General features: G+C 63.3%; 25 protein-coding genes. 11 read left to right on the plus strand and 14 right to left on the minus strand.

Going from position 1 to position 26,995, the window contains the following annotated elements; all coding sequences use genetic code 11:
• Positions 1-21: 21 nt before the first annotated feature.
• The 8 genes from AB843_RS14845 to AB843_RS14880 form a co-directional block, all read right to left on the minus strand.
• Positions 22-636, minus strand: coding sequence for a riboflavin synthase (locus AB843_RS14845; RefSeq protein ID WP_048647653.1), 615 nt, complete (start codon positions 634-636; stop codon positions 22-24).
• Positions 636-1,769 carry a bifunctional diaminohydroxyphosphoribosylaminopyrimidine deaminase/5-amino-6-(5-phosphoribosylamino)uracil reductase RibD gene (gene ribD / locus AB843_RS14850; protein WP_048647654.1) on the minus strand — a complete coding sequence of 378 codons (1,134 nt, stop codon included), beginning with the start codon at positions 1,767-1,769 and terminating at the stop codon, positions 636-638. Before ribD ends, AB843_RS14845 begins: the two co-directional genes overlap by 1 nt.
• Before the next feature lies 1 nt (position 1,770).
• A complete protein-coding gene (gene nrdR, locus AB843_RS14855; protein WP_048647655.1) occupies positions 1,771-2,229 on the minus strand; it encodes a transcriptional regulator NrdR in 459 nt (152 codons plus the stop codon).
• Positions 2,230-2,279: 50 nt separating this feature from the next.
• A complete protein-coding gene (gene glyA, locus AB843_RS14860) occupies positions 2,280-3,596 on the minus strand; it encodes a serine hydroxymethyltransferase (protein ID WP_048647656.1) in 1,317 nt (438 codons plus the stop codon).
• A gap of 158 nt (positions 3,597-3,754) precedes the next feature.
• The gene (locus AB843_RS14865) at positions 3,755-5,008 is read right to left on the minus strand and encodes a L,D-transpeptidase family protein (RefSeq protein WP_048647657.1); all 1,254 of its coding nucleotides are present in this window, start codon (positions 5,006-5,008) and stop codon (positions 3,755-3,757) included.
• 304 nt (positions 5,009-5,312) lie between these two features.
• The gene (gene ldtR, locus AB843_RS14870; protein ID WP_048647658.1) at positions 5,313-5,828 is read right to left on the minus strand and encodes a transcriptional regulator LdtR; all 516 of its coding nucleotides are present in this window, start codon (positions 5,826-5,828) and stop codon (positions 5,313-5,315) included.
• A gap of 242 nt (positions 5,829-6,070) precedes the next feature.
• The gene (locus tag AB843_RS14875) at positions 6,071-6,493 is read right to left on the minus strand and encodes a DUF6163 family protein (protein ID WP_048647659.1); all 423 of its coding nucleotides are present in this window, start codon (positions 6,491-6,493) and stop codon (positions 6,071-6,073) included.
• A complete protein-coding gene (locus tag AB843_RS14880) occupies positions 6,493-7,551 on the minus strand; it encodes an enoyl-CoA hydratase/isomerase family protein (protein WP_244467990.1) in 1,059 nt (352 codons plus the stop codon). The genes AB843_RS14875 and AB843_RS14880 overlap by 1 nt, the downstream gene beginning before the upstream one ends.
• A gap of 164 nt (positions 7,552-7,715) precedes the next feature.
• Between AB843_RS14880 and hemB the strand changes: the two genes are divergently transcribed.
• From hemB to AB843_RS14925, 9 genes are all read left to right on the plus strand, one after another.
• Entirely contained in the window at positions 7,716-8,771 is a 1,056-nt protein-coding gene (gene hemB, locus AB843_RS14885; RefSeq protein WP_048647660.1) for a porphobilinogen synthase, read from the plus strand.
• 76 nt (positions 8,772-8,847) lie between these two features.
• Positions 8,848-9,315: an RDD family protein gene (locus AB843_RS14890; RefSeq protein ID WP_048647661.1), complete on the plus strand. Its 468-nt coding sequence runs from the start codon at positions 8,848-8,850 to the stop codon at positions 9,313-9,315.
• Positions 9,316-9,442: 127 nt separating this feature from the next.
• Positions 9,443-10,012, plus strand: a complete 570-nt coding sequence (locus tag AB843_RS14895) for an RDD family protein (protein WP_048647662.1) — start codon at positions 9,443-9,445, stop codon at positions 10,010-10,012.
• A 338-nt stretch (positions 10,013-10,350) separates the two neighbouring features.
• Entirely contained in the window at positions 10,351-12,156 is a 1,806-nt protein-coding gene (locus AB843_RS14900) for an SLC13 family permease (protein WP_048647663.1), read from the plus strand.
• 23 nt (positions 12,157-12,179) lie between these two features.
• On the plus strand, positions 12,180-12,926 hold the full coding sequence (locus tag AB843_RS14905; protein WP_048647664.1) for an arginyltransferase: 747 nt from the start codon (positions 12,180-12,182) through the stop codon (positions 12,924-12,926).
• A gap of 114 nt (positions 12,927-13,040) precedes the next feature.
• On the plus strand, positions 13,041-13,886 hold the full coding sequence (locus AB843_RS14910) for a DMT family transporter (RefSeq protein ID WP_048647792.1): 846 nt from the start codon (positions 13,041-13,043) through the stop codon (positions 13,884-13,886).
• A 192-nt stretch (positions 13,887-14,078) separates the two neighbouring features.
• Positions 14,079-14,792: a DNA helicase gene (locus tag AB843_RS14915; RefSeq protein ID WP_048647665.1), complete on the plus strand. Its 714-nt coding sequence runs from the start codon at positions 14,079-14,081 to the stop codon at positions 14,790-14,792.
• A gap of 318 nt (positions 14,793-15,110) precedes the next feature.
• Positions 15,111-16,121, plus strand: coding sequence for an alpha/beta fold hydrolase (locus tag AB843_RS14920; protein WP_048647666.1), 1,011 nt, complete (start codon positions 15,111-15,113; stop codon positions 16,119-16,121).
• A gap of 53 nt (positions 16,122-16,174) precedes the next feature.
• Entirely contained in the window at positions 16,175-17,335 is a 1,161-nt protein-coding gene (locus AB843_RS14925; protein WP_048647667.1) for a transporter substrate-binding domain-containing protein, read from the plus strand.
• 22 nt (positions 17,336-17,357) lie between these two features.
• Here the strand turns inward: AB843_RS14925 and parC are convergent, their stop codons facing one another.
• A complete protein-coding gene (parC, locus tag AB843_RS14930) occupies positions 17,358-19,616 on the minus strand; it encodes a DNA topoisomerase IV subunit A (protein ID WP_048647668.1) in 2,259 nt (752 codons plus the stop codon).
• Between the two features lie 153 nt (positions 19,617-19,769).
• On the minus strand, positions 19,770-20,687 hold the full coding sequence (locus tag AB843_RS14935; protein ID WP_048647669.1) for an alpha/beta hydrolase: 918 nt from the start codon (positions 20,685-20,687) through the stop codon (positions 19,770-19,772).
• 165 nt (positions 20,688-20,852) lie between these two features.
• Between AB843_RS14935 and AB843_RS14940 the strand changes: the two genes are divergently transcribed.
• On the plus strand, positions 20,853-22,046 hold the full coding sequence (locus tag AB843_RS14940) for a hypothetical protein (RefSeq protein ID WP_048647670.1): 1,194 nt from the start codon (positions 20,853-20,855) through the stop codon (positions 22,044-22,046).
• Between the two features lie 118 nt (positions 22,047-22,164).
• Here AB843_RS14940 and aspS read toward each other — a convergent pair whose 3' ends face one another.
• The 3 genes from aspS to AB843_RS14955 all read right to left on the minus strand — a co-directional run bounded on the left by aspS (position 22,165) and on the right by AB843_RS14955 (position 25,414).
• Positions 22,165-24,009, minus strand: a complete 1,845-nt coding sequence (aspS, locus tag AB843_RS14945) for an aspartate--tRNA ligase (protein WP_048647793.1) — start codon at positions 24,007-24,009, stop codon at positions 22,165-22,167.
• A gap of 109 nt (positions 24,010-24,118) precedes the next feature.
• Positions 24,119-24,682, minus strand: a complete 564-nt coding sequence (locus tag AB843_RS14950) for a putative glycolipid-binding domain-containing protein (protein ID WP_048647671.1) — start codon at positions 24,680-24,682, stop codon at positions 24,119-24,121.
• Positions 24,683-24,793: 111 nt separating this feature from the next.
• On the minus strand, positions 24,794-25,414 hold the full coding sequence (locus AB843_RS14955) for an NAD(P)H-dependent oxidoreductase (RefSeq protein WP_048647672.1): 621 nt from the start codon (positions 25,412-25,414) through the stop codon (positions 24,794-24,796).
• Between the two features lie 85 nt (positions 25,415-25,499).
• On the opposite strand from AB843_RS14955, the gene AB843_RS14960 reads away from it, so the two are divergent.
• Positions 25,500-26,156 carry a TetR/AcrR family transcriptional regulator gene (locus tag AB843_RS14960; protein WP_048647673.1) on the plus strand — a complete coding sequence of 219 codons (657 nt, stop codon included), beginning with the start codon at positions 25,500-25,502 and terminating at the stop codon, positions 26,154-26,156.
• A 62-nt stretch (positions 26,157-26,218) separates the two neighbouring features.
• On the opposite strand, the gene AB843_RS14965 is transcribed toward AB843_RS14960, so the two are convergent.
• Positions 26,219-26,959, minus strand: a complete 741-nt coding sequence (locus tag AB843_RS14965; protein ID WP_342021956.1) for a TetR/AcrR family transcriptional regulator — start codon at positions 26,957-26,959, stop codon at positions 26,219-26,221.
• Positions 26,960-26,995 lie beyond the last annotated feature (36 nt).

Here is a 26,995-nt window from a genome sequence, read left to right on the forward strand (position 1 = left end):
TCACAAAAGAGAAGCGCTGCCTTAAGCCTCTTTGGCGGCATCCGCAAGACGCGCAGCGTAGCGCGCCATGGTGTCGATTTCGATATTGACCGCATCGCCCACGGCGCGCTCGCCCCAGGTGGTGACGGCCAGTGAATGATGGATGAGGAGAACGTCGAAACGGTTGCCGTCGACGCGGTTCACCGTCAGCGAGGTGCCGTCCAGCGTCACGGAGCCCTTCGGCGCGATGAATTTCGCCAGTTCCGCCGGCGCATCGAGCACGAAGCGCACCGCCTCGCCCTCGTCCTTCCGCTCGACGATGCGCGCCATGCCGTCCACATGGCCGGAGACGATGTGGCCGCCCAGTTCGTCGCCGACCTTCAATGCGCGCTCCAGATTGATGCGCTGCCCGGGCTGCCAGTCGGCGATGGTGGTCAGCCGCAGCGCCTCTTCCCAGGCCTCGACCTCGAACCAGCGCGCGTTGGCCCCGTCCTCAGGCAGCGCGACGACCGTCAGGCAGACGCCGGCGCAAGCAATCGACGCGCCGATGGCGATGGTTTCGGGGGCGTAATTCGTCTCTATGCGCAACAACACGCCCGCTTCGCGCGGCGTCAGCGCATGCACGGTTCCGACGTCGGAGACAATGCCGGTGAACATCAGGCGTTCCTTACGTATTCGCGGTACAGATCCGCGCCAAAGCGCGCTTCGCGCAAGAGGCTGAAGCCCGGCAGGGTATGGGCGGGATCGATTGGCGTGGCAATGCCGCCGGCGCCGATTTCCACTGGCCCAGAAAACAGCGCCAGCCGGTCGACAAGGCCCTCGCCGAGAAACGCCCGGGCGGTGTAGGCGCCGCCCTCGACCATCAGCGTGGCGATGCCGCGCGCGGCAAGATCGTCGAGAAGCTCCGGCAAGGCAATGTGGCCCTCATGGACGTCGACGGCAAGAAAACTCACTCCGGCCCCGGCCAGTTCGGCGCGCCGCTGCGAAGGGCAGTCGCCGGCGATGGTCACAAGAACGGGGACATCGCGCGCCGATCGCACCAGTGCCGAGGACGCAGGCAGGCGCATGTCGCGGTCGAGCACGATGCGGGTCGGCGAACGCCGATCGAGCCCCGGCAGGCGGCAGGTCAGCGACGGATCGTCGGCCAGCGCCGTGCCGATGCCGACCAGTATCGCGTCGCTCTCGGCACGCATGAGATGCACCTGGCGACGTGCCGTCTCGCCGGTGATGGCGATCTGCCCCTGCCCCGGCGCCGCGCCCGTCCTGCCGATCATTCCATCGGCGGAAACGGCAAGCTTGAGAGTCACTTCGGGGCGTTTCTTCTCAGATCGCGTGAGATAGCCGCGCATCAGGTCGGCGGCACGGTCGGCGAGCACGCCCTCGACCACTTCGACACCGGCATCCCGCAGGATCGCGTAGCCCTTGCCGCTGACGCGCGGGTCGGGGTCGGCAGCGGCCCCTACCACACGCGCAATGCCGGCGGAGACCAACGCATTGGCGCAGGGCGGCGTGCGGCCATGATGGGCGCAGGGCTCGAGCGTCACATAGGCGGTGGCGCCGCGCGCCGCCTCGCCCGCCTCGGCCAGCGCCTCGGCTTCCGCATGCGGACGCCCGCCAATCGCGGTGACGCCGCGCCCGACGATGCGCGAACCGGCATCGTCGTGGCGGACAATCAGCGTCGCGACGGAGGGATTGGTGTCGGTCAGCCCCAAATGGCGCCGCGACAAGCGGATGGCGGCGTCCATGAAGCGCCGGTCGGCCTCATTGGCTAATCCGCCCGCGGCAACCATGCTATTCCTCTTTGCCCTTCAACTCGCCGAGCACGTCCTGGAAATCCTTGGCCTCGCGGAAATTGCGATAGACCGAGGCGAAGCGGACATAGGCAACGTCATCGAGCGCCTTCAGCGCCTCCATCACCAGGAGGCCGATGTCGTCGGAGGCGATTTCCGTTTCGCCGGAATTTTCAAGCTGGCGGACAATGCCGCTCACGGCGCGCTCGATGCGGCCCGGTTCGACATTGCGCTTTCTGAGCGCAATGTCGAAGGAGCGCATCAGCTTGTCGCGGTCGAAGGGCACCTTGCGGCCGGTCTTCTTGACCACAACGAGATCGCGCAGCTGGATGCGCTCGAAGGTGGTGAAGCGCCCGCCGCAATCGGGGCAGGCGCGCCGGCGGCGGATCGCCACCCCGTCTTCGGCGGGGCGGGAATCCTTCACCTGCGTGTCTTCGGACTGGCAATAGGGACAGCGCATCTTGGCCTTTCAAACATCGCGGTGCGGAGCGAATCCGCCCCGCGACAGGCTTACCCCAGATAGGGGTAAAGCGGGAAGCGCTCCGTCAAGGCCACAACCTTGTTCTTCACCGCCGCTTCGACGGTCGCATTGCCTTCGTCGGAGTTGGCGACCTTCAGACCGTCCAGAACCTCGGCGATCAACTGGCCGATCTCGCGGAATTCGGCCGCGCCGAAGCCGCGTGTCGTACCGGCCGGCGTGCCGAGGCGGATGCCGGAGGTGACGAAGGGCTTTTCGGGATCGAACGGGATGCCGTTCTTGTTGCACGTGATGTTGGCGCGGCCGAGGGCTGCCTCGGCGCGCTTGCCGGTGGCGTTCTTCGGCCTGAGATCGACCAGCATCAGATGGTTGTCGGTGCCGCCCGAAACGATGTCGAGGCCGGTCTCCTTAAGGCTTTCGGCGAGGGCGCGGGCATTGGTCACCACGTCACGCGCATAGGCCTTGAAGTCCGGCTGCAACGCCTCGCCGAGCGCCACGGCCTTGGCGGCGATGACGTGCATCAGCGGCCCACCCTGCAGACCGGGGAAGACGGCCGAGTTGAATTTCTTGGCCAGCGCCTCGTCATTGGTCAGGATCATGCCGCCGCGCGGGCCGCGCAGCGATTTGTGCGTCGTCGTCGTCACCACATGGGCATGCGGCAGGGGCGATGGATGCTGGCCGGCGGCCACCAGACCGGCGATGTGCGCCATGTCGACCATCAGCCAGGCGCCGATCTCGTCGGCGATCTCGCGAAAGCGCTTCCAGTCCCAGACGCGCGAATAGGCCGTGCCGCCGGCGAGAATCAGCTTCGGCTTGTGCTCCTTGGCCAGGCGCTCGACCTCGTCCATGTCGAGGAGATGGTCGTCTTTGCGCACGCCGTAGGAGACGGGATTGAACCATTTGCCGGACATGTTGACCGGCGATCCATGCGTCAGATGACCGCCCGAATTCAGGTCAAGCCCCATGAAGGTGTCGCCCGGCTGCAGCAGCGCCAGGAACACCGCCTGGTTCATCTGGCTGCCGGAATTGGGCTGCACGTTGGCGAAGGCGCAATCGAACAGTTTTTTCGCCCGTTCGATCGCCAGTTCCTCGACGATGTCCACATACTGGCAACCGCCATAGTACCGCTTGCCGGGATAGCCTTCCGCATATTTGTTGGTCAGCACCGTGCCCTGCGCTTCCAGAACGGCGCGCGAGACGATGTTTTCCGAGGCGATCAGCTCGATCTCATGGCGCTGGCGGCCAAGTTCCTGGCGGATCGCCGCAAAAATGTCCGGATCGCTGTCTTCCAGCGGCCGGTTGAAGAACGGATCGGCGTCGCCCGAGACGGCGGCGGTCGCTATTGCCATGGCGGTATTACCCCCTTGCGCGGTGGATCAAATGGCGAAGTGGGGCCTCTAGCATTTTTCCATGCGTGCCACCACGCCCAGGCGAGAAAATTTGTTCCGCCAAAGAAAGCAGCCGCCCGTTGCCGGACGGCTGCGACAGGCCTCGATCATTTGGCGGGTCAGAGCGCCGTCGAGATCTGCAACTCGCTGGCCCCATCGCGGCCATAGATATCGTCGCGGAAATGCACCACGCCACCGCCCGTCGACCAGGCTGAGACGTAGGTGAAATGAACCGGCACCGGATCGGACACGGCGATCCTTACATCCTGATCCGTCTGGATCGTCTGCTCGATGCGCCGGCGATCCCAGCTATCCGTGTTCTTGAGGATCCAGGTGACCAGGTCGCGCACGTTCTGCACGCGCACGCAGCCCGACGAATAGAACCGGTCGAGGTCGCGGAACAGGCCCTGCTGCGGCGTGTCGTGCATGTAGACGGCGTGCTGATTGGGAAAATTGATCTTGATCGACGCCATGGCGTTGATCTTGCCCGGATCCTGACGGAACCGGTATTTTTCCGCGTCGTCCGTCGACCAATCGACATTCAGCGGATCGACCTCGCTGCCGTCAGGCGCGATCAGGCGGATGTTGTTGTCGGTCAGGTAGCTCGGATTCTTGCGCATCAGCGGAATGATGTCCTTGCGGACGATCGACGCGGGAGCGTTCCAGTATGGATTGATGATGATCTCGTTGATCTTCGAATCGAGGATCGGTGTCTGGCGGTCGACCTTGCCGACAATCGCCGTGTGACGAAGCGACACGCGCCCGCGCTCAACGGCCTCGATCTCGGCGGCGGGGATGTTGACCATCACGTAGCGGTCGCCCAGGCCGCCGGACATGGAGCGCAGGCGGACCAGATTGGTTTCCAGCTGGCCGAGCCGCACGGCGGCCGGGACGTTCAGCGCCGAGTATGTATAGCGCCCGGTGACACCATCGGCAGGCAGGCCATGGCGCGCCTGGAAACGCTTCAGCGCCGCGTCGACATAGGAATCGAACGCCGGCGACAGGCCGGCACCCTGCGACAGATCGCCCGACACCATCAGCCGGCGGCGCAGCGCCTCGACATCGGCATCGGCGACACCCAGTTCCAGCTTCTTCGTGTCCGGGACACGCTGCCAGCCACCCTGGGCGACAACGTTCGAATAATCGAGAATGGCCCGTTCAACGTACGAGATCGTTTCGGGACTGAAGATCGGCAGGTTCGAAGCAACCTTTCCGCCCTGGCTGGCACGCGCGTCGAACTGGTCGCCCCAGGCGCCGCGACGCGGCGAGCGGATAATGTCTTCGATAACGCTTTGCGCGCTGGCGGCGCCCGACAGCGCCGTCGCTGCGGCAGCGCTGGCACCGGTCAGGAACATACGGCGATTTGTCTTCATACGCTTATCCGAACTCTCTTGGCTTGCGCGCCTCTCACGGAGGCTTCCCGGCGATCATGTGAACGAGCGGTCACGTCGACAGACAATGCCGTCTCTCCGTTAAGAATCCACAAACCTTGTTTTCGGCGCCGTAGCCGATGCCACGCTCGCGATCTCACCCGTGTCCATTTCCATTCGATTATGACCTTAGCGTGGCCGAGCGTCATCGCAAGACCGCTCACGAATGCGTGAAGGCCGGCGTCCCGCCACGCCGGCCTTCGATATGGACTGCGCACCGGCGCGCAGCCAGGTGATCAAGGTGAGACTACATGCGGTATGCGATGGTGTCGTTCCAGAAGCGGTCGAGCCGCTGCAGGGCACGGTTCATCTGGCTGAACTCGTCGGCGCTGATGCCGCCGACCTGCTCGATCGAGCCGATATGGCGCGAATACAGGCCGGACACCACCTTGGCGATCTCGGCGCCCTTCGGCGTCAGGCTGATGCGCACCGACCGACGGTCGACACGCGAGCGCTGATGATTGACGAAGCCGAGATCGACCAGTTTCTTCAAATTATACGACACGTTGGAGCCGAGATAGTAGCCGCGCGTGCGCAGTTCGCCTGCGGTCAGCTCCGAATTGCCGATGTTGAACAGCAGCAATGCCTGGATGGCATTGATGTCGCTGCGTCCGTTGCGCTCGAACTCATCCTTGATGACATCAAGCAAACGACGGTGAAGCCGTTCGACGAGCTGGAGCGATTCAAGATAAAGGGAACGCAGCGCATCGTTGCGTTCGTCATTCGTAGCGGCACTCTTCGCCGCGGGTCGCGAGTTAATCATTACAGTAGCCTCTCGTTTGACGCCGGTGACTTGTTTTTTTGTCTCACCTTAGCCCAACCCTATCGAATGCCTCTAAAATTCGACTTAAACGCCAGGCTTAACAACGTCTTACGAGGGGGTACCTTGAGAACACGGCTAACAGCCGGTAAATCGCCACGGGCGCATTTGATGGAAGCCCCGTGGTGCAGGCGGGATGGCGACGGGGCAGGACTGCGCGACGCCGCCACAGCTAAGGGCAGGACCTAGACGGCGGCGTGCCGCTTGCGCAAGTGGATCGCCACACGAAACGCGACATAGATCGCGGCGACCAGGACGTGAAAGGCAAGGAGCCCATTCTTCTCGCCGAAGAAGCCGGACAGCGGTCCGAACATGACGACTTCGCTGCCGGCGCACAGAAACCATATCACCGGTCCCCATGAAGCCAGGAGCCAAAGGCCGACCGCGGCGAACGGATACAGCACGGCCAGGACGACGCTGGCGATCTGCCAATGGATGGGCATCAGGTCGAAACGCCAGAGAAGACCGGGGTAGAGCCCCAGAAGCCGCACCCAGTAGACAATCCCCATGGCAAGGCAGACCAGCGCCACAAGACGGTTGAACCAGTGATAGGCGCCATCCAGCTGTGAAGGCCGCGCGGCGGCCATGCCCGCCAAGGTGTCTTTCATCACAAGTCCAGATCCCCCCCGGCCGGAGGGGCGAAATAGGCGTCGATATCGGCCTGTTCGATCGCCTCACGCCTGGCAGGCTGCCAGTGCGGCGTGCTCTTCTTGTCTATGATGGCGGCGCGGATGCCCTCGTAGAAATCATGACCGACCAACATCCGGTTGAGAATGCGGAACTCCATGCGCATGCATTCGTCCATCGACAGCATGGCGCCGGCGCGGATCTGGCGGAATGCCACCACCAGACTGGTGGGTGAGCGCGCCGCCAGCGTATCACTCACCGTCTTTGCCCAATCCTCGCCGTCGGCGGCCAGTGAAGCCAGCACACCATCCAGAGTGTCGAGCGAGAAATGCCGGGCGATGGCGTGCATGACGGCATCGTCGGTTTCCCGCGCGGTCTCGTGTGTGTGGGCCGTCAGCATGGCATCGACATCGTCGGTCTCGCACAGGCTTTGCATAAGCGCCGACAGGTCGTCTGCCCGCGCCGTGTGTGTGGCCAGGCCCACGGCACGGGCGTCGCCATGGCGCATCCGGTTGCCGGTCAGCGCCAGATACATGCCGAACGCACCCGGCAGACGCGACAGGAGATGGCTTCCGCCGACATCGGGAAAGAAGCCGATGCCGACTTCGGGCATCGAGAAAACCGCGTTCTCGGTCATTACCCGGTGCGAACCGTGGCACGATACGCCGACGCCGCCGCCCATCACCATGCCGTCGATCAGGGCCACATAGGGTTTTGGAAAACGGGCGATCGCCGCGTTGAGCCGGTATTCATCGGCAAAGAAATCGACGGGCGGATGCCCGGCACGCCCCGCCTCGTAAATGTCCAGAATGTCGCCGCCGGCCGAAAACGCCCGTCCCTCGGCGCGGATGACCACCTGGCCGACCGCATCATCGACCTCCCAGGCCGCGAGCGCGCGGGCAAGCGCGTTGATCATGCGATGATTGACGGCGTTCAGCGCGGCAGGACGATTGAGGGTGACGATGCCGGCCCGACCCGACCGTTCGAAGAGGATGTCGTCGGCGCCGCCAAAATTCCTGTCGGCATGATCCACGTTCACGACCCCTCCCCGAAGCCCACATACAGGCAACCACCCCATGGTGATTATTGGCGCAACCCCAGCCCGTCAATGGCATAAGCGGCTGCGACCACAGGACACTTTCGGCAGGCTTGGTGGCGAACGGGTCGCGTGATAGAGAATTCGGTAATCTGGAGACGAATGCCGTGAACAAGTTCAGCCGCACCGCCAGCACCGCCCATGCCGCTCCTTTTGCGCCGGCGGACGCCGGAAGAAGCGTCGATGAGATCACCGGCGGACGCCGCATGCGACGCATGCGCAAGGCCGATTGGTCGCGCCGGCTGGTGCAGGAGAGCCATCTCACCGTCGACGACCTGATCTGGCCGCTCTTCCTGATCGAGGGCGAGAACCGCGAGGAGCCGGTCGCCGCCATGCCGGGCGTGGCGCGCTACAGCGTCGACCTGGCGGTGAAACAGGCAGAGCGCATGGCCAGGCTCGGCATCCCCGCCATCGCCACCTTCCCCAACATCGATCGGGCGAAGCGCGACGAGGCCGGCTCGCACAGCCTCGACGCGGACAATCTGATCAACCGCGCAACCCGCGCCATCAAGGCTGCGGTGCCCGAAATCGGCATCATCACCGACGTGGCGCTCGACCCGTTTACCAGCCACGGGCATGACGGCATCCTGCGCGACGGCGAGATTGTCAATGACGAGACGGTCGCCCAGATCACCGCCGCCGCCGTCGGGCAGGCGATCGCCGGCGCCGACATCATCGCGCCGTCCGACATGATGGACGGCCGCATCGGGGCGATCCGCGACGCGCTAGACCGCCACGGCTTCCAGCATGTGGCGATCATGTCCTACGCGACCAAGTTCGCTTCGGCCTTCTACGGCCCCTATCGCGAGGCGATCGGCACGGGCGGGCTGCTCAAGGGCGACAAGAAGACCTATTACATCGACCCGGCCAATACGGATGAGGCGCTGCGCGAGGCCGAGCAGGATCTGGCCGAAGGCGCCGACATGCTGATCGTCAAGCCGGGCATGCCCTATCTCGACATCGTGCGCCGCCTGAAGGACACTTTCGCCATGCCAACCTTCGCCTACCAGGTGTCGGGCGAGTATTCGATGATCAAGGCGGCAGCCGCCAATGGCTGGATCGATGGCGACAAGGCGATGCTGGAAAGTCTGCTCGCCTTCAAGCGGGCCGGCTGCGACGGAATTCTCACCTATTTCGCCCCCGAAGTCGCCGAACGGCTGTGAAATTTCACGCTCCGGCTTGAAGTTTAGCCTAAACCTCCCATTTCAGTTCTGCTCGAACCGAGAAAGGGGTTTGTACATGGCTGACCGCATTCTGGATGGCGAACTCATCACCGATGCACCTGGCGACGGCAGGCTTTACAGCGGCGTGCGCACCCGTCGGGTGGTCGCGTTTTTCATCGATTACCTGCTGATCGGCCTGATGATGATTCCGATCGCCATCATTGTCGCTCTTCTGGGTGTTCTGACGCTCGGCCTGGGTTGGCTCCTGTTCGGCCTCCTCGCTCCCCTGACGGCGCTGCTTTATGTCTCCATGACGCTTGGCGGTGGCAGGCAGGCAACCTGGGGCATGCAGTTGATGGACATCCGGCTGGCGCGCATGGATGGCGGCGCGGTCGATCCGCTGCTTGCCGTGGTGCACACGGTGCTGTTCTGGGCCGGCAACGCCATCCTCACGCCGCTGATCCTGCTGGCCACCCTGTTCCTCGACCACAAGCGCACGGTGCATGACCTGCTGCTCGGCACGGTGGTCGTTCGCACCTCCTGACGCCAAACAGGCAAATCATGTCAATGTTTATGGTTTAACCACACCATCAATATACGGTATACATACGGTAACGTCACTGTTATCACTCGCCCCGGGTGGGCATCGCCGACGACAAGCGAGTGAACCCATGACGAAACCCAAAAGCAAGACCTTGGGGCAAAGCAAGGCGGCCGGACGGAGCAAGCGCGCGGCGGCAGCCCCCGTCGAAATCCAGCCGTCAATGGAATGGGTGCGCACGCGGCGCGTCTTTGCCTTTGCCATCGACTACGCGCTTTATGCACTCCTCGCGCTGATCCTGATCGTGCTGCTGACCATATTGGCCGAGGATCTGGCGGCGGCGGCGAGCCTCCCCAGCAATGCCGGCCTCGAGCCCCCGTCCGCCACCCAGGCGGACGTCTATTACGGGCTCGCCTATTATGCCGCCGGAGCGCTCACACTGGCCGCGGCATTGACCTATGTGGCCTGTACGCTGGGAGGCGAAATGCAGGCGACGTTCGGAATGCAGCTGATGTCGCTCAACCTGCGGCGTCTCGACGGCAGGCTGATCGCGCCGACCTACGCGATCGCGCACGCGCTCCTGTTCGTCGCGCTCAACACCATCTTCACGCCGCTGATCCTGCTTGCGCCGCTGTTTCTGGCCCGCAAGCAGACGGTGCACGACCGGCTGCTCGACACGGTTGTGTCCAGAACCGGCTGAAGCGGCAGGGTGCTGACCGGTCGTTGGCGCGCGGCAAAGCCATCGGAATACCGTTTCCCAAGCAAGGATATGATCGTGTGCAGATTGCGTAGATCCTGCCGATGCGGGCAATTCCGTGCTTGCGGCGCGCATGCGCGTGCTTATGCTCTTGCGTTTGTGAGCGGGCACGCGACGAGGCCTGCCCTAGGGCAACGCTTCAGCTGCAATGAAGGCTACGCATTCATCGCAGTTGAAGAAAAGTTGCCCTAGATTCAATAATTTAGTGGCCTGCTTGTCCCAATCAAACCCGTTGGTTTGGTTGGGACAGGACACCAGGCAGTTTTAGCGGCGGGAACTGAATGGCCGATTTCCATCTCTGGGCGACCTACGCGATCATTGCCCTTACCGTGACCGCTTATGTCAGCGAGCGCTTCACGCTCGAACTGGTGGCGATGGGCAGCCTGGTGGCGTTCCTCGCCCTGTTCGCGCTGTTTCCGTATCACAGCGGCCCTGCCAGCCTGCCGGCCGAGGAACTGCTGTCGGGCTTCGCCAACCCGGCGCTGGCCACCGTCCTGGCGCTGCTGATCGTCGGCCAGGGATTGTTCGCCACCGACGCGCTGGACAAACCCGCGCGCATCCTGGCCAAATCGGCCGGCGGGTCGAGCACGCGCACCATCCTCATCACGCTGATAACGGCGGCAACCCTCAGCGCCATTCTCAACAACACGCCGGTGGTGGTGATCTTCATTCCGGTGCTGATCGTCTTTGCCGCGCAGCGCAATTTCGCCGTCTCCAAGGCGCTGATGCCCCTCTCCTTCATGACCATCCTCGGCGGAATGACGACGCTGATCGGCTCATCGACCAACCTGCTGGTGGCCGGCGTCGCAGCCAAGGCCGGCATCGGCATCGGCTTTTTCGATATCACCGCGATGGGCGTCGTCCTGGCGGTTGTCGGTGCCGTCTACGTCCTTCTCATCATGCCGCGCATCCTGCGCGATTCGAGCAATGAGAAGACATTTCGCCAGGTGCAGTCGGGCACGCAGTTCATCGGCGAAATTCGCATCGGCCCCGGCCATCCCTTCATCGGCAGGGCATCCAAGGCCGGGCTGTTCCAGGGGCTGGGCGACCTGACGCCGCGACTGATCGTCCGGCGCGGCATGAATTTCCATCCGCCGTTCGAGAATGTGGTCCTGTCGCAGGGCGACCGGCTGATGGTGACGGCAACGCGGCGCGCCTTCACCCAGGCCATGTCGCAGGGCGCGGTCGGGCAGATCAGCGGGCCCGACACCACGGCGGCCGCCGTTGGCCCGGACTATCACATCGCCGAAGCCGTCATCCCGCCCGGCTCGCGCCATGCGGGGCGGACGATCCGCAATGCCGGCATCGAGACCGAGCACGGCGTGCACATGCTGGGTGTGCAGCGCAAGAGCCGCATGGGCCGCACGCCGGTGGCCGAAATCCGCCTGGAGCCCGGCGACACGATCCTGGTCGGCGGCACCGACCGGGCCTTCGAGGATTTGCGCGAGAGCCACGACCTCCTGGTGCTCGAATGGTCGGCCGAGCCGGTGCCGCAGCGGCGCAAGGCGTGGATCGCCTTCACCATCTTCGCCGGCATCGTGCTGACGGCCGCATTCGATCTGGCCCCCATCGTCGCCACCGCCGTCGCCGGCGCCTTCGCCATGATCGCCACGGGCTGCCTGACGCTGGCGCAGGCCGGACGCGCCTTCGACCGGCAGATCTTCCTGCTGGTCGGCTCCGCCATCGCCGCGGCAACGGCGCTGGAGCGCACCGGCGGCGCAAACCTGATCGCCGACGGCGCGGTGGCGCTCCTTGCGGACCAGAGCCCGGCGATCATCCTGTCGGGCTATTTCGCCGTCGTCGCCGTCTTGACCAATCTTCTCTCCAACAATGCGACGGCCGTTCTGTTCACACCGATCGGACTCGGCATTGCGACGGCCATCGGCGCGCCGGCGGAGGCTTTCGTCGCCGCCACCATCTTTGCCGCCAATTGCTCCTTCGCCACGCCGATCGGCTACCAGACCAACTTGATGGTGATGGGCCCCGGCCATTATTCGTTCCGCGACTTCCTGAAGGCGGGCATGCCGCTGGTGGTGATAATTTGGTTGACGTTTTCGTTTGTCGGGCCATGGTATTATGGGTTGTGACACAGGAGACCCGCCCGACGAAAATGACTCAGCAACCCGTCCAATCGCCGCAGTTCTTCCTGACCGCGCCCTCACCCTGTCCTTACCTGGAAGGCCAGTTCGAGCGTAAGGTGTTCACCCATCTGGTGGGGGAGAAGGCACCGGAGATGAACGATCTGCTGACCCAGGGCGGCTTCCGCCGCTCGCAGAACATCGCCTATCGGCCAGCTTGTGAAACCTGCCGCGCCTGTGTGTCCGTGCGCATCCTGGCACAGGAATTCGCGCCGACCAAAAACATGAAGCGCATCCTGAGGCTGAACGCCGACCTGATCGGCGCGACGCATGGCGCCGAACCCTCGACCGAGCAGTATTCCCTCTTCCGCGCCTATCTCGACGCGCGCCACAAGAAGGGCGGCATGTCGGACATGACCGTGCTCGACTACGCCATGATGGTCGAGGACACGCATGTGGGCACGCAGGTGATCGAGTACCGCCGGCGCGGGGCCGACAGTTTCATCACCGGCAAGGGCGAAGGCCCTCTGATGGCGGTGGCGCTGACCGACACGATGAGCGACGGGCTGTCGATGGTCTATTCCTTCTTCGACCCGGCACTGACCGATCGCTCGCTCGGAACGTTCATGATCCTCGACCACATACAGCGCGCCATTGCCGCCGGCCTGCCGCATGTGTATCTCGGTTACTGGGTCAACGGGTCGCGCAAAATGGCCTATAAGGTGCGGTTCAGGCCGCAGGAACATCTCGGCCCGCAGGGTTGGGATCGCGTCGAATAACGCCCTCGTACTCCCCGCCCAATCGCAAGCTTCTCCCCGAAAGGTTCGCCAGCCGTGTCAGACCCTGCCGCCTCCACGCATGCCAAGGGCCTGGCGCTGACCGCGTTCGGCGGCATGGCGCTGACGGTCGACATCCCGCTGATCCGGCTGGCCGACGGCGATCCCTGGCCGATCCTGATGGTGCGCAGCGGCATGACGGTGCTGGTGGCGCTCACCGTCTGGCTCGTCTGGCGCGCCTTCTCGAAAAACGTTCCACCGCTGATCCCCGGCCGTGTGGGGCTCGTCGTGGGCGCGCTCTACGCGCTGTCGGCCCTGTCCTTCATGACCGCCGTCTACAACACATCGACGGCCAATCTGGTCTTCATCCTCGCCTTCAACTCGATGTTCGCCGCCCTCCTGTCTTGGGTTTTCCTCAAGGAGCGGCCCAGGCCGGTGACGCTGGCGGCCATGGGCGTCATGTTGATCGGCGTGCTGATCATCGTCCGGGGCGGCATCGGCGCCGGACATTTCTTCGGCGACATGATGGCCCTGACCTCCGCGTTCCTCCTGGCAACCGCCATCACCATCACGCGCGGCAGCGGGCGTGACATGGGGTTTGCAGCACTCGTCGCCGTCGCCCTGCCCTGCATTCTGGCAGCCGTCATGACCGCCCGCACCGGCTACCGTATCGAGGCGCCGTGGTGGATCATCTTCAACGGCGCGGTGATCATGCCGATCTCGTTCTTCTGCCTGGCCAACGGACCAAAATACATTTCAGGGCCGGAAGTGGCCATGTTCTACCTGCTGGAAACCGTGCTGGCGCCCATCTGGGTGTGGCTGATCTTTTCCGACGTGCCGAGCCGGGAGACGCTGATCGGCGGGACGATCCTCATCGTCACGCTGGTGGCCCATTCGCTCTGGCAATTGCATGCGGGTCGCAAGCGGCGGCTGGCGCTGGGGACGATCCGGCACCCGCTGTAGCGGCCACGAAACACCGGTGGGCGTTTTCGACCGGCGGCGATTGCGCTATCATCCGATTCCGGCGCGGCCCACGCCTCCCCCCTCCATGCGGGAAAGCATTGTTCATGCGGGGCCATCCAACCATCGAACCGACTGTTCGAGCGCCAAGCAGAAGGAGGGACTGCGCAAACGGCTCGCAATAGGAGGTTTGTGATGAAGTTGTCCGCGCCGGTCTATCATCTGAAGCGCAAGGCCAAACGCCTTGCCCGTGAACGGAAAATACCGCTGCACGAAGCGCTTGACCGCATCGCCCTGGACGAGGGCTTTGGACGCTGGAGCCTGCTGGCCAGCAAATTGGCCGCGACGGCACCGGCCGCGAAACTCTTTGCGCATTTGTCGCCCGGCGATCTGGTGCTGCTGGGCGCGCGGCCCGGCCACGGCAAGACGCTGATGAGCCTGGAACTCGCGATGGAGGCCATGAAGGCCGGGCACCGGGGCATGTTCTATACGTTGGAATACACGCGAAGGGACATTGTCGACCGCTTCCGCGCCCTCGGCGTGGATCGGGCGCAGTTCGCCGGGCTTTTCGAATCCGACTGTTCCGACGCCATCGACGCCGGCTACATCATCGAGCGTTTGGCGGCAGCGCAGCGCGGCACGCTGGTGGTCATCGACTATCTGCAACTGCTCGACCAGAGGCGCGAAAGCCCGGAACTGGCGATCCAGGTGCGTGCGCTGAAATCATTCGCGAAAGAGCGCGGACTGATCATCGTCTTCATCGCGCAGATCGACCGATCCTACGATCCTGAGCGGAAGCCGTGTCCCGACATGCGGGATGTGCGCCTGCCGAACCCGCTCGATCTGGCGCTGTTCGACAAGGCGTGCTTCCTCAACGATGGCCAGGTTCGTTTCCAGGCGACGCCTTGAGCGTCATCCCGGTCAGAAGACCAGCGAGCGATGCAGGGCGGTGCCGGCCATGACGCCGTCGGCACTGGCAAAGGTCGCGTGGGGCTCGTCGTGGGCGCGCTCTACGCACTGTCGGCCACTTCGCTCCGGCCAAGTTGTTGAAATCACGTTTTCACCCATCAGGGCAGATGGAGCCGGTGGTATTCTCCTATAAACAGGATAGTTCCTACCTATCATTCTATGATTTATCCTACAAGTTTAGTTGATCTATACACCCCAATTCAGCCATATTTCCTCACCAGTATACGATTGTTTATTCATATATTGTTTGGAGATACAATGATTCATGTACGCATCGTAGGCGCGCTCGCTGTGCTTCTCTTCTGCGTGCCCGTCATGGCCGGAACGACCGAATATGGACCGCGACTGGAGGGCTTTGAGTATCCTTTTAAAAGAATGAACTTTCCCTTCGAATCGCAGGGGCAGCAACACAAGATGACCTATATCGACATCGCCCCGGATGGAGACGCCACTGGAAAGACGGTGGTGCTGCTGCACGGCAAGAACTTCTGCAGTGCGACGTGGGAAAGCACCATCAAGGTTTTGTCACAGGCAGGCTATCGCGTGATTGCACCTGATCAACTGGGATTCTGTGGCTCGACAAAGCCAGAAGGCTATCAGTTCAGCCTCTCCCAGCTTGCGGCAAACACAAAAAGCCTGATTGAATCGCTAGGCCTCGACAGGGTGATCGTTGGTGGGCACTCGATGGGCGGGATGCTGGCAGCACGCTTCGCCATCCAGTATCCCGAGATGGTTGAGCAATTGGTGCTGGTGAACCCCATCGGGCTCGAAGACTGGCAAGCCGAAGGTGTGCCCTACGCCACAATCGACGAACTCTACAGAGACGAGCTTCGCGTCAACGCGGAAACGATCAAGGCCTATCAGCAGCGGTTCTTCTACCCGGACGGCTGGCAGGAGGAGTACGACCGCTGGGTTACCATGCTCGCCGGGCTTTATGCCGGCCCCGGAGGCCCGGATGTGGCCCGTATACAGGCGCAAACATCTGAGATGCTGCTCGGGCAACCAGTGCTCTACGAATTCGACCGCATTTCTGCGCCGACACTGCTGCTGATCGGAGAACGTGACCGCACCGCACTTGGCGCGGCACGCGCGGCGCCTGAGGTCGCGGCGCGCCTGGGCAATTATCCTGAGCTTGCGCGGCGCGCAGAAAAGAGCATTCCGAACGCGCGGCTGATCCTATTCCCCGAACTGGCCCATTCCCCACAGATGCAGGACCCCGCGCAATTTCACGAGGCGTTGTTGTCCAACTTGGCCAATTCCGGCCGCTAAGTGCGCATCGCCGGGGCTGCACAAGAAATTATCAGTTTTATACGGAGAATTTTATGATGAAGCTAATCTATCACTCCTTTACACAAGCACTAGCGATCGCTTCAATTAGCGCAGCTTCGGCGGGAACGATCGATAAGGTTCGGTTCGGCGTCGAGGCGGACGTGCCGCCCTTCGAGAGCCGAGACTCCGATGGCGACCTTGTCGGCCTCAATATCGAGATCGGCAATGCCATCTGCTCCGTGATGGAGATTAGCTGCGTATGGATTGATCAACCCTATGCGACGAATATCGATGCACTGAAGAACGGTAAATTTGACGTCATCATGCCCATGACACCGACCGAACGCCGACGCGAGCAGATTGACTTCACGGATGCCATGTATGCACTCTCCAGCCGCCTCGTTGCGCCGAAAGGCGTGGTGTTGGAACCGACGGCAAACGCCCTCGCTGGCAAGCGTATCGGCGTCTTGAACGGCACGTCCCGCGAAAACTTTGCACGCGATCGCTGGGGCAGCGCAGGGGTGGAAATTATCGGCTTCGGTCTCAATAGCGAACTGATCCAGGCACTCCGTGGAGGCGAGATTGACGCCACTCTGCAAGACACGGTGGAGATAGCCGAGGCCCTTCTAAACAAACCTGAAGGGGCAGCCTATGCCTTTACGGGTGAGGTCGTTTCCGATCCCGCACTTGGCAGTGGCATCGCCATGGGAATCCGCCAGAACGAAGACCAACTGAAGGATATTCTGAACGAGGGCTTGGCCAGACTGAGCGCAAATGGCCAACTCGAGACCATTCTCGCGCAATACCTACCTGACCAGCAGCAGGCCATGTCCAGCGGCACTCGCCCCCAACTGGAGTATATCAGCGGGGAAAGCGCCCTGCCCTTTTCCGAGGCCGTTCGCGCTGGCAACATGCTGTATCTCTCCGGAGTTCTTGGCGACGATGAGAACGGCATATTTCCCGAAACCACCGCCGAGCAGACGGCTAACATTCTCGATACCTATCGCACTGTTTTGGAGGCCAACGGCTCCTCCCTTGACCAGGTCGTGCGCTGCACGGTGATTCTCGCCAATCTTGATGATTTCGCGGAGATGAACCGGGTGTATGCGGGCTATTTCCCCGAGAGGCGGCGACCAGCACGCACGACATTCGAGGCATCAAAGCTTATCGCAAACGGGAAGATCGAGATCGACTGCATGGCCTACGCGGAATAAGGCAATGCAATTGCGGGGAAGTTCACGTGAACTTCCCCGTGCGTGGAAAACCCTTCGGCACCATGCGGCCGGCGGCGGCGCGGTTGCCCATCCACTCCAGCAGTTCGTCACGCGTCTTGACGAAGGTGCGGTCGGCCGAATCCTGCCAGGACAGGCCTGCCTCCATGGCGAAGGTCTTGAGGTCCGACACGCCGCCATCCTTGTAGCGCTGCAGGCGCACGCCCTTGCCGCGCGTCATCTCGGGAATTTCCGACAGGGCGAAGACCAGCAGCTTGCGGTTCTGGCCGACGATCGCCATATGGTCGCCCGAGACGGGAATGCAGTATTTCGCCTCGTCCGGCGCCTTGACGTTCATCACCTGCTTGCCCTTGCGGGTGTTGGCGATGATCTCCTTCTCGGCAACGACGAAGCCGTTGCCGATGTGCGAGGCGACCAGCAGGCGGCGCTCGGGATCATGGGCGAAGGCGGTGACGATCGCCTGGTCGTTTTCCATGTCGACCATGATGCGTACCGGCTCGCCATGGCCGCGCCCGCCGGGCAGCCGGTCGGCGCCGAGCGTGTAGAACTTGCCGCCCGTGGTGAACAGCAGGATCTTGTCGGTGGTCTGGGCGTGGAAGGCCAATTTGAGGCTGTCGCCTTCCTTGAAGGTCAGCGTCGAATGGTCCGCCAGATGGCCCTTCATGGCGCGCAGCCAGCCTTTTTCCGACAGGACGACGGTGATCGGCTCGCGCTCGATCAGTGCCTCGTGGACGTCTTCCAGATCATGCTCGGGCGCATCGGCGAAGGTGGTGCGGCGGCGTCCGAGCGCCGGGTTCTTCTCCGGATCGAAAGTCTGGCGCACCTTCGCCACTTCCCAGCGCACTGTCTTCCACTGGCGCGAGGTGGAGCCGAGCAGCGCCTCGATGCCGGTCTTTTCCTCCGACAGTTTGTCGAATTCCTTGCGGATCTCGAATTCCTCGAGCTTGCGCAACGCCCTCAGGCGCATGTTAAGGATCGCCTCGGCCTGGTTGTCGGTCAATTCGAAGCGGGCGATCATCACCTTCTTCGGCTCATCCTCCTCGCGGATGATGCGGATCACCTCATCGATGTTGAGATAGGCGATGAGATAGCCGGACAGAATCTCCAGCCGCTTCTCAATTTCCGCCAGGCGATGGCGCGAGCGGCGCAGAAGCACGTCGCGGCGATGGTCCAGCCATTCGCGCAGCACCTGCTTCAGCGACAGGACGCCCGGCACCTTGCCGCGCGACAGCACGTTCATGTTGAGTGGAAAGCGGTTTTCCAGATCGGTCAGCTTGAAGACCGATTCCATCAGCAGTTCCGGCTCGACGAGGCGGCTCCTCGGCACCAGAACGACGCGAATGTCTTCGGCGCTCTCGTCGCGGACGTCTTCGAGCAGCGGCAGGCGGCGGGCGATGATCAGTTCGGCGATCTTCTCGATCAACCGCGATTTCTGCACGCCATAAGGGATCTCGGTGACGACGACATTCCAGGTGCCCCTGCCCTGGTCTTCCTTCTCCCAGCGCGCGCGGACGCGGAACCCGCCCCGGCCCGTCGCGTAAGCCTCGCGGATCGATGCCTGGTCCTCGACGATGATGCCGCCGGTGGGGAAATCCGGGCCCTTGACGAAGTCGAGCAGACGCTCGGGATCAACCTCGGGATCGTCGATGATGGCGAGCGCGGCGTCGCAGACCTCCGCCGCATTGTGCGGCGGGATGGAGGTGGCCATGCCGACGGCGATGCCGGAAGAACCGTTGCAGAGCAGATTCGGAAAGGCGCCCGGCAGGACGATCGGCTCCTCGTCCTCCTCATTGTAGGTCGGGCGGAAATCGACCGCGTCCTCGGTGATGCCGGTGAGCAGTTCGGCCGCCACCTCGGTCATGCGCGCTTCGGTGTAGCGCATGGCGGCGGCGTTATCGCCGTCGATGTTGCCGAAATTGCCCTGGCCGTCGACCAGCGGGTAGCGCATCGAGAAGGACTGCGCCAGGCGCACCAGCGCGTCGTAGATCGACTGGTCGCCATGCGGGTGGAACTTGCCCATCACGTCGCCGACGATGCGGGCGCATTTGGCGAACCCCTGGTCGGGGCTGAGCCGCAGCAGGCGCATGGTGTGGACGATGCGCCGATGTACGGGCTTCAGACCATCGCGCACGTCGGGCAGAGCCCGGTGCATGATGGTCGACAGCGCATAGGCCAGGTAGCGCTCTTCAAGCGCCTTCTTCAGGTCGACCGGCTCGACGGCATCGCCGCCGTCGCTGCCGGGCGGTGTAAGGTCTTTTCCCATGGGTTCCGGTTAGACCAGCGGGTGATTCGCGGCAAGTGGCAGTGGTGAATGGTGGAAGGGAATAGCGAGTAGCGAGTAGAGTCATGCTCGGACGGGAGAAACCCCAATGCTTTTTTTGCCCTACTCCCTATCCGCTATTCCCTATTCGCCCCCTCACCGCATCACCTGCGCCAGGAAGCGCTCGACGGCCATCGTCGCCGGATCGCCTTGCTGGCCGAGCTTGCGGGCGATCGAACCGTGCGTGTAGCGCCCGCCGTCGAACACGGCGACGCGCGCGCCGCGCGAGCGCAGAAGGTTGGCATAGCCATTGGTCAACGCCTTGCGCCGCGCGCCATCCGACCCCGAATGCAGGAACAGATGCGGCGGAAAGCCGGAACGCTGCCTTGCATAGGTGACCGGCGACCAGCGAACCCAATCGCGCGGATCGGAGCCGAAGGCGTTGATATAGGGATAGCCGAGCGAACCGCGCATGCCGGCATAGGCCACCATGTCATAGGCCTGGACATCGTTGGGTATGATGCCGCGCACGGAACCTGCGACGTTGCGGGCCGCCGCCATGGCGACCAGATGGGCGCCGGCCGAATGGCCCATCAGGACGATGCGCGACGGGTCGCCGCCATAGCGGGCGATGTTGGAACGAACCCAGGAAATGGCGGCGGCCAGATCGTTCACCTGGCCATCAATGGTCGTGGCCGGCACCTTGCGGTAGTCGATGGCGACCAGCACATATCCGAGCGACGTCAGCCATTGCGACATCGAATAGATCTTCTTGCGCGATCCCTTCACCCAACCGCCGCCATGGGCGTAGATGACGACGGGCGCGCGGCCTGCACCGGCAAAGGAAAACAGGTTCATGCGCACGACGCCGGCCTGAACGGAGCGCCCACCGGCGCGCGCCGTGTCCCCGTTCTGTGGCGCGTGGATGTCCAGCTTCAGGCCCGAGCGATACGGGATTCCCTCATGCAGCTCGGCGGCCCGGGCCAGGCCAGCCGAGAATGCCATGGCCAGAACGAGCAGCGCCAAACGCCACGCGAAGCGGCCGTCACGCGCCCGCGAAACCCGCGATCGCATTCCTGTCGACAAAAAACGTGGAAGCACGGCGCCCCATCCCAAATCGGTTATCCATCTTCACCGGAAATTGACACAGGATCGGCCAGCCGTCATCTTCGCAACGCAATTTTCGGCCAGAAGGCCGGCGATTTACTGTAGTCCTACGTTATTTCAAGGAACGATCCCATGCTCAGCCACGCCTTCAAGCTGAAGTCACTTTCCCTGGCGGCCTTGCTGTCGGCGACCGCCCTGCAATCCGCCTGGGCATGGGAGGCCGACGCCGTCGCTGCCCGCTACAAGACGCTGCTTGGCGAGCAAGGGATCGAGGCCAATTGGAGCGGCGTGCGCCAGGACGGCAATTCGGTCGTTCTCGAAAGGTTCAATCTGGGCCTGTCGAGCATCGAGAAGACCATCGATCTCGGTGAATTCGTGCTGCAGGACGTCAGCGAAAGCGATCTCGGCTACGAGGTCGGCCGGGTCGCCCTTGACGATTTCAATCATGCGCAGGACGGCATCGACGTAACGGTCAGCGGCCTGACCGTGGACGGACTGGTCCTGCCGAAGGAAGGCACGGACAATCCCTATGGCGGGATGATGCAATACCGCCATCTCTCGCTGGCCAGCCTGAAGGTCGGCAAGGGCGCGCCCGAGCCGGTCTTCACCCTTGACGGGCTGGCCGCCGAGACGACGATGAACGAAAGCCAGGGGCTTCTCGAATTCACCGCGTCCGCCGACAAGTTCTGGGTCGATGCGCGCGCGCTCGCCGAAGGTCCGGGCGCCGGAGCGGCGCTGAAGGAATACGGTTACGAACAGCTCTCCGGCCGCGTCGACATGGAAGGCAATTGGCGTCCCGAGGACGGCCGCATGACGCTGACACGCTATGATGCTACGGTCGACGATGCCGGCACGCTGGGCATCAAGGCCGACATCAGCGGCTACACGCCGGATTTCATCAAGGCGCTGCAGGAGATTCAGAAGAAGATGGAAAACGCCTCGCAGGACCAGCAGCAGGCGCAGGGCCTGGCGATGCTCGGCCTGATGCAGCAGCTCAATCTGCACGGCGCGTCGATCCGCTTTTCCGACGCCTCGCTGACGCAGAAAATCCTGTCCTATGTCGCCGCGCAGCAGGGCATCGAGCCCGCCGACGTGGCCAACCAGGCCAAGGCCATCGTGCCGCTGTTGGCCGGGCAATATCTCGGGCCGGAACTGACGCAGAGCCTGTCGAAGGCGCTTGCCGCCTATATGGACGATCCCAAGAGCCTGGAAATTCGCCTGGCGCCGGCCGAGCCGATGCCGTTTGCCGTGCTGATGGGCTCCGCCATGGGTTCGCCCGAGGCGCTGGCCAAGCAGGTGGGGCTGGAAGTGGTGGCCAATCAGTGAGTAGCGAGTAGCGAGTAGCGAGTAGCGAGTAGCGAGTAGCGAGTAGCGCGCCGAAGAGGCGCAGCGATGTCAAGCGCGGCTGCCCTGTTCGCTATTCGCTACCCCCTATTCGCTCAACTCAATCCTTCTTCACCGGCGCCAACCGGATATGCAGGTCGCGCAACTGCGCCGGCGTCGCCTCGGAGGGCGCGCCCATGAGCAGGTCCTGCGCCTGTTGGTTCATCGGGAACATGGTGATCTCGCGCAGGTTCTTGGCGCCGACCAGGAGCATGACGACGCGGTCGATGCCGGCCGCCATGCCGCCATGCGGCGGCGCGCCATACTGGAACGCCCGGTAAAGGCCGCCGAAACGCTCCTCGACCTCGTTCTTGTCGAAGCCGACCTTCTCGAACGCCTTGACCATGACGTCGGGCAGATGGTTGCGGATGCCGCCCGAGGAAATCTCGAAACCGTTGCAGACCAGATCATACTGATAGGCCTTGATAGAGAGCGGATCCTGGCCCTCCAGCGCCTCCAGCCCGCCCTGCGGCATGGTGAAGGGGTTGTGGCCGAAATCGATCTTCTTCTCGTCCTCGTTCCACTCGTAGAAGGGGAAGTCGACGATCCAGGCGAGTTCGAAGCGGTCGCGGTCGACCAGGTTCAGCTCCTCGCCGGCGCGCGTGCGCGCAGCGCCGGCGAAGGCTGCGAACTTCTTCGGGTCGCCGGCGACGAAGAAACAGGCGTCGCCGTCTTCCAGGCCGAGCTGCGTGCGGACGGCGTCCGTCCGCTCGGGCCCGATGTTCTTCGCCAAGGGTCCTGCGCCTACAATCTCCCAGCCGCTTTCGTCTTCCGGAAAGCCGCTGCCATCAGGGCGCAGTTCGGCACCTTCAATGCCCTCCTTGCGCCAGAAGATGTAGCCCAGCCCCGGCTGACCCTCGCCCTGCGCCCAGGAATTCATGCGGTCGCAAAAGGCTCTGGAGCCGCCGGTTTTGGCCGGAATGGCCCAGATCTCGGCCTTCGGGTCGCCCGCCAGGATGTTGGCGAACACCTTGAAGCCGGAATCGCGGAAATGCGTCGAGACGTCTTCCATGACGATCGGGTTGCGCAGGTCCGGCTTGTCGGTGCCGTATTTGCGCATCGCCTCGTCATAGGGAATGCGCGGGAAGACTTCCGTCACCGGCTTGCCGCCGGCGAATTTCTCGAACACGCCGCGCATGATCGGCTCGACGGTCTGGAACACGTCCTCCTGCTCGACGAAGCTCATTTCGAGATCGAGCTGGTAGAACTCGCCCGGCAGCCGGTCGGCGCGCGGGTCCTCGTCGCGGAAGCAGGGCGCGATCTGGAAATAGCGGTCGAAGCCCGACACCATGATCAGCTGCTTGTAGATCTGCGGCGCCTGCGGCAGCGCGTAGAACTTGCCCTCATGCAGGCGCGACGGCACGAGGAAGTCGCGCGCGCCTTCCGGTGAGGAGGCCGTCAGGATCGGCGTCGAATATTCGGTGAAACCCGCCTCGCCCATACGGGCGCGCATGTCGGCGATGATCTTCGTGCGGGCGACGATGTTCTTGTGCAGCGTCTCGCGGCGCAGGTCGAGGAAGCGGTATCTGAGGCGGATGTCCTCGGGGTAGTCCGGCTCGCCGAAGACCGGCAGCGGCAGTTCCCTGGCCGCCGAAAGCACCTCGATCTCGCGGGCGAAAATCTCCACCTCGCCGGTCGGCAGATTGGCGTTGATCGTCTCGGCCGTGCGCGCCTTGACCGCGCCGTCGACACGGATGACCCATTCGCCGCGCACGGTTTCCGCCGTCTTGAAGGACGGGGAATCGGGATCGGCGACGATCTGCGTCAGGCCGTAGTGATCGCGCAGGTCGATGAACAGCAGCCCGCCATGATCGCGCACGCGATGCACCCAGCCGGACAGGCGGACATTGGCGCCCACATCGGATTTTCTGAGTTCGGCGCAGGAATGGCTGCGGTAGCGGTGCATGGTCATATCGTCCGTGTCTGGAATGCCTGAAAGAGCCGGCGAAAGCTGGCTCCAAGATCGGCGGGAAAAGCGCATGCGAGGCCGCCTTTGTCAAGGTGCCGGACGATCCCTAGGACGATGGCGTGACCCGCTCGAACAGATGCTCGTAGCTGATCACCATCCCATCGGCATCCACCACCAGATCGGCCTCGAAGCCGCTGGACAGGCCCAGATCCACGTATCGCACATGACGCGGACCCTGGCGGACATATTGCTGGCGCGAGCGCGCGACGGTCAGCGCCGGCCCGTCGATGAAGGCCGTGTCGAGCGTGTAGCGCGCGCCCACTGTTTGCGGCAGGCGGCGGATCGGCGGCGTGTTGCAGAACGGCGTCACCGAAAGGTCCGGCTCCTCGGCCCCGTCGAGATCGGCCCGAGCCTCGCCATCGACGCGCCATCCGCTCGCGCTGCGCTCCAGGCGCAGGATGCCGTGGCCGTTGGCGTTCCAGCGCTCGACCACGGCGGATTGTACCCGCCATTCGGTATCCAGTCGCCAGCGATGGTCCAGCCGAAAACCGCCCGCCTCGAGGCAGACAGTGGTTGCGCTGGCCTCTATGCCGCCGATGCCGACCGACAGTTCGAGCCGCTCCAGACCGTGGAGGTCCGTCCGCCGCCAGAAGAATTCCGATTTCGCCATGGCTGGGACCACTCCGCGCAAGAGGCAATCGCTATCAATCTCACGGCATTGTTGCCATAGCGTCGAAACACCGGCAATGAGCCGGGAACAAAATGCACTTCGGCGACCAGCTCACGCCGCGTCTTCCACCATGTATTTCTCGGTCGGCGCGAAAACTCCGCGGCCGATATGGCGCGCCAGGTCCAGATGCGCCTCGATGTCCTGCTGTCGCGATCCGAGCATGAGCTCCGAGGTCATGACGCGGGCACCGCAATAGTTGAATATTCCGTGGTCGATCTGCATTTTCATGGCACCGAAATAACCGTGCCGCGCATAGGTGCGCATACCGGCGCCGCCGAGGGCCAGGAGATGCACCGGCAGGCGGCCGAGCCGTTTGACCAGCTTGCCGTCGGAACCTTCGTCATAGGCCCAGCCATTGGCGAAAACACGATCGATCCAGCCCTTGAGCAGGCCGGGCATCGACCACCAGTAGACGGGATAGACCAGAACCAGCGCATCGGCCCGGTCTATCCTTGCCTGCTCGGCGGCGATCTCCGCCGAAACCTCCGCCCGTTTGAGATGGACGTCGATGTCCCCTGCCGCAAATCTCGGATCGAAACCTTCCCTGGTGAGGTCGGCGATCTCAGAGGAACCGGAAGGCCCCGACAGGGACACACCCTCGGCGACGCCGGCCGCTATGGCGTGGGTAAGCGAGTGAGGGTTGGGATGCGCGACGACGATCAATGCGTGCATTGCGAAAAGCTCCAGTCGGTTCGTTGCATTGCAGGAGGACGATATCTGTTATATAATTTTAGTAAGTTACTATTGGTATATAAGAATGTCAAACACTCTGCGAACCGAATCCGCCGCCCCTCCGCCGACCCGCCGCCGCCTGTCCAGGCAGGAGCGGCTTCAGCAGCTTCTCGACGTCGGGTGGCGCATCGTTCGGCAGGACGGAACGGAGGCCTTGACGCTCGGCCACCTGGCCGAACAGGCCGGCGTCACCAAGCCGGTGGTCTACGATCATTTCGGTACGCGGGCGGGCCTCCTTGCAGCGCTGTACCAGGATTACGACAGCCGCCAGACGGCGCTGATGGACGCGGCGCTGGCGGCGGGCGGGCAATCCCTGGCCGGCAGAGCCAATGTGATCGCCTCATCCTATGTCGACTGTGTTCTGCTTCAGGGTCGTGAAATTCCCGGCGTCATCGCCGCGCTGGCCGGCTCTCGCGAGCTTGAGACCATCAAGCGCGCCTATCACGTCGCATTCATTGAAAAATGCCGGGCCGCCCTCTCCCCATTCACGGAAATCGGCGCGATCGGCTCGGCCGGGCTTTGGGCCGTGCTTGGCGCGGCGGAGGCGCTCTCCTACGCCGCGGCAACGGGCGAGATCACCGCCTCGCAGGCAAAGCACGAATTGTTCGAGACCATTGTCGCCGTGGTCGTGCGCAGCGGGCATGGTGGCAATTCGGGCGCCGGAAAATTGGCAGACATCTGACAGCCGGTCCGCTGCAGCCGGCCAGGCTTCAGGTTTTCGGCATGCGGATCGTTGCGCCCGCTTCATTCTCGTGCCCCTTCATACCGTTCGTACACGTCCCCCAGCCCAAGCTGGCGCAGCAGGCGGATGAAATAGGCGCGCAGCGCGTCTTCGCCTTTCTCGCCCGGCTTCATCAGCAATTCGTAGATCATCGCGCCGCCGAGCATGTCCTGAAACACGTCCGCATCCGTTTCCGGCGGCAAGGCGCCCTCCTTGGCGGCGCGCTCGAGGATGATGTTGAAGGCGTGGCGGCGCGGCTCCAGATAGACCTCCCAGTAAACGCCCATCAGGTCCGGCGCGTCAGGCACGGAACCGATGATGCGCGCCAGGAGCCGCTTGGCGTCGAGATCGACCCACGCCTTCGGCCCGTGATCGACCATCATGCCGACCAGCGTCTCGAGAGGCATTTCCTGCCAGGGGCCGAAATCCTGCTCGGCACTCTCCTTCAGGCGTCCCAGCGCATCGGCAAGCAGTGTTTCGCGGGCGGTCCAGCGGCGGTAGATGGTGGCGCGGGTCACGCCTGCGGCTTTGGCGACGCGCTCGAAACTGGCGCCCTCGAGCCCATGGGCGACAAACAGTTTCAGCGCCGCATCGAGGATTGCCGCATCGGTCTGCGGATCGCGCGGCCGGCCTGGCCCACGCCCGCCACGCGCCTTGCCGGTTTCATTCTGCCTGGTGCCCAGGGGGCGCTCCTTCGGTCTTGGTTGTCGATCGAGAAAGGTGATTGTAGCTTCACGTAATTTATATACAATACTGCATCGTATTTAATTTTCGCGGCACGCAGGAGAGCACGACGTGAA

Source organism: Nitratireductor soli (genome assembly GCF_001050155.1).
In the GTDB taxonomy this organism is placed as follows: Bacteria; Pseudomonadota; Alphaproteobacteria; order Rhizobiales; family Rhizobiaceae; genus Nitratireductor; species Nitratireductor soli.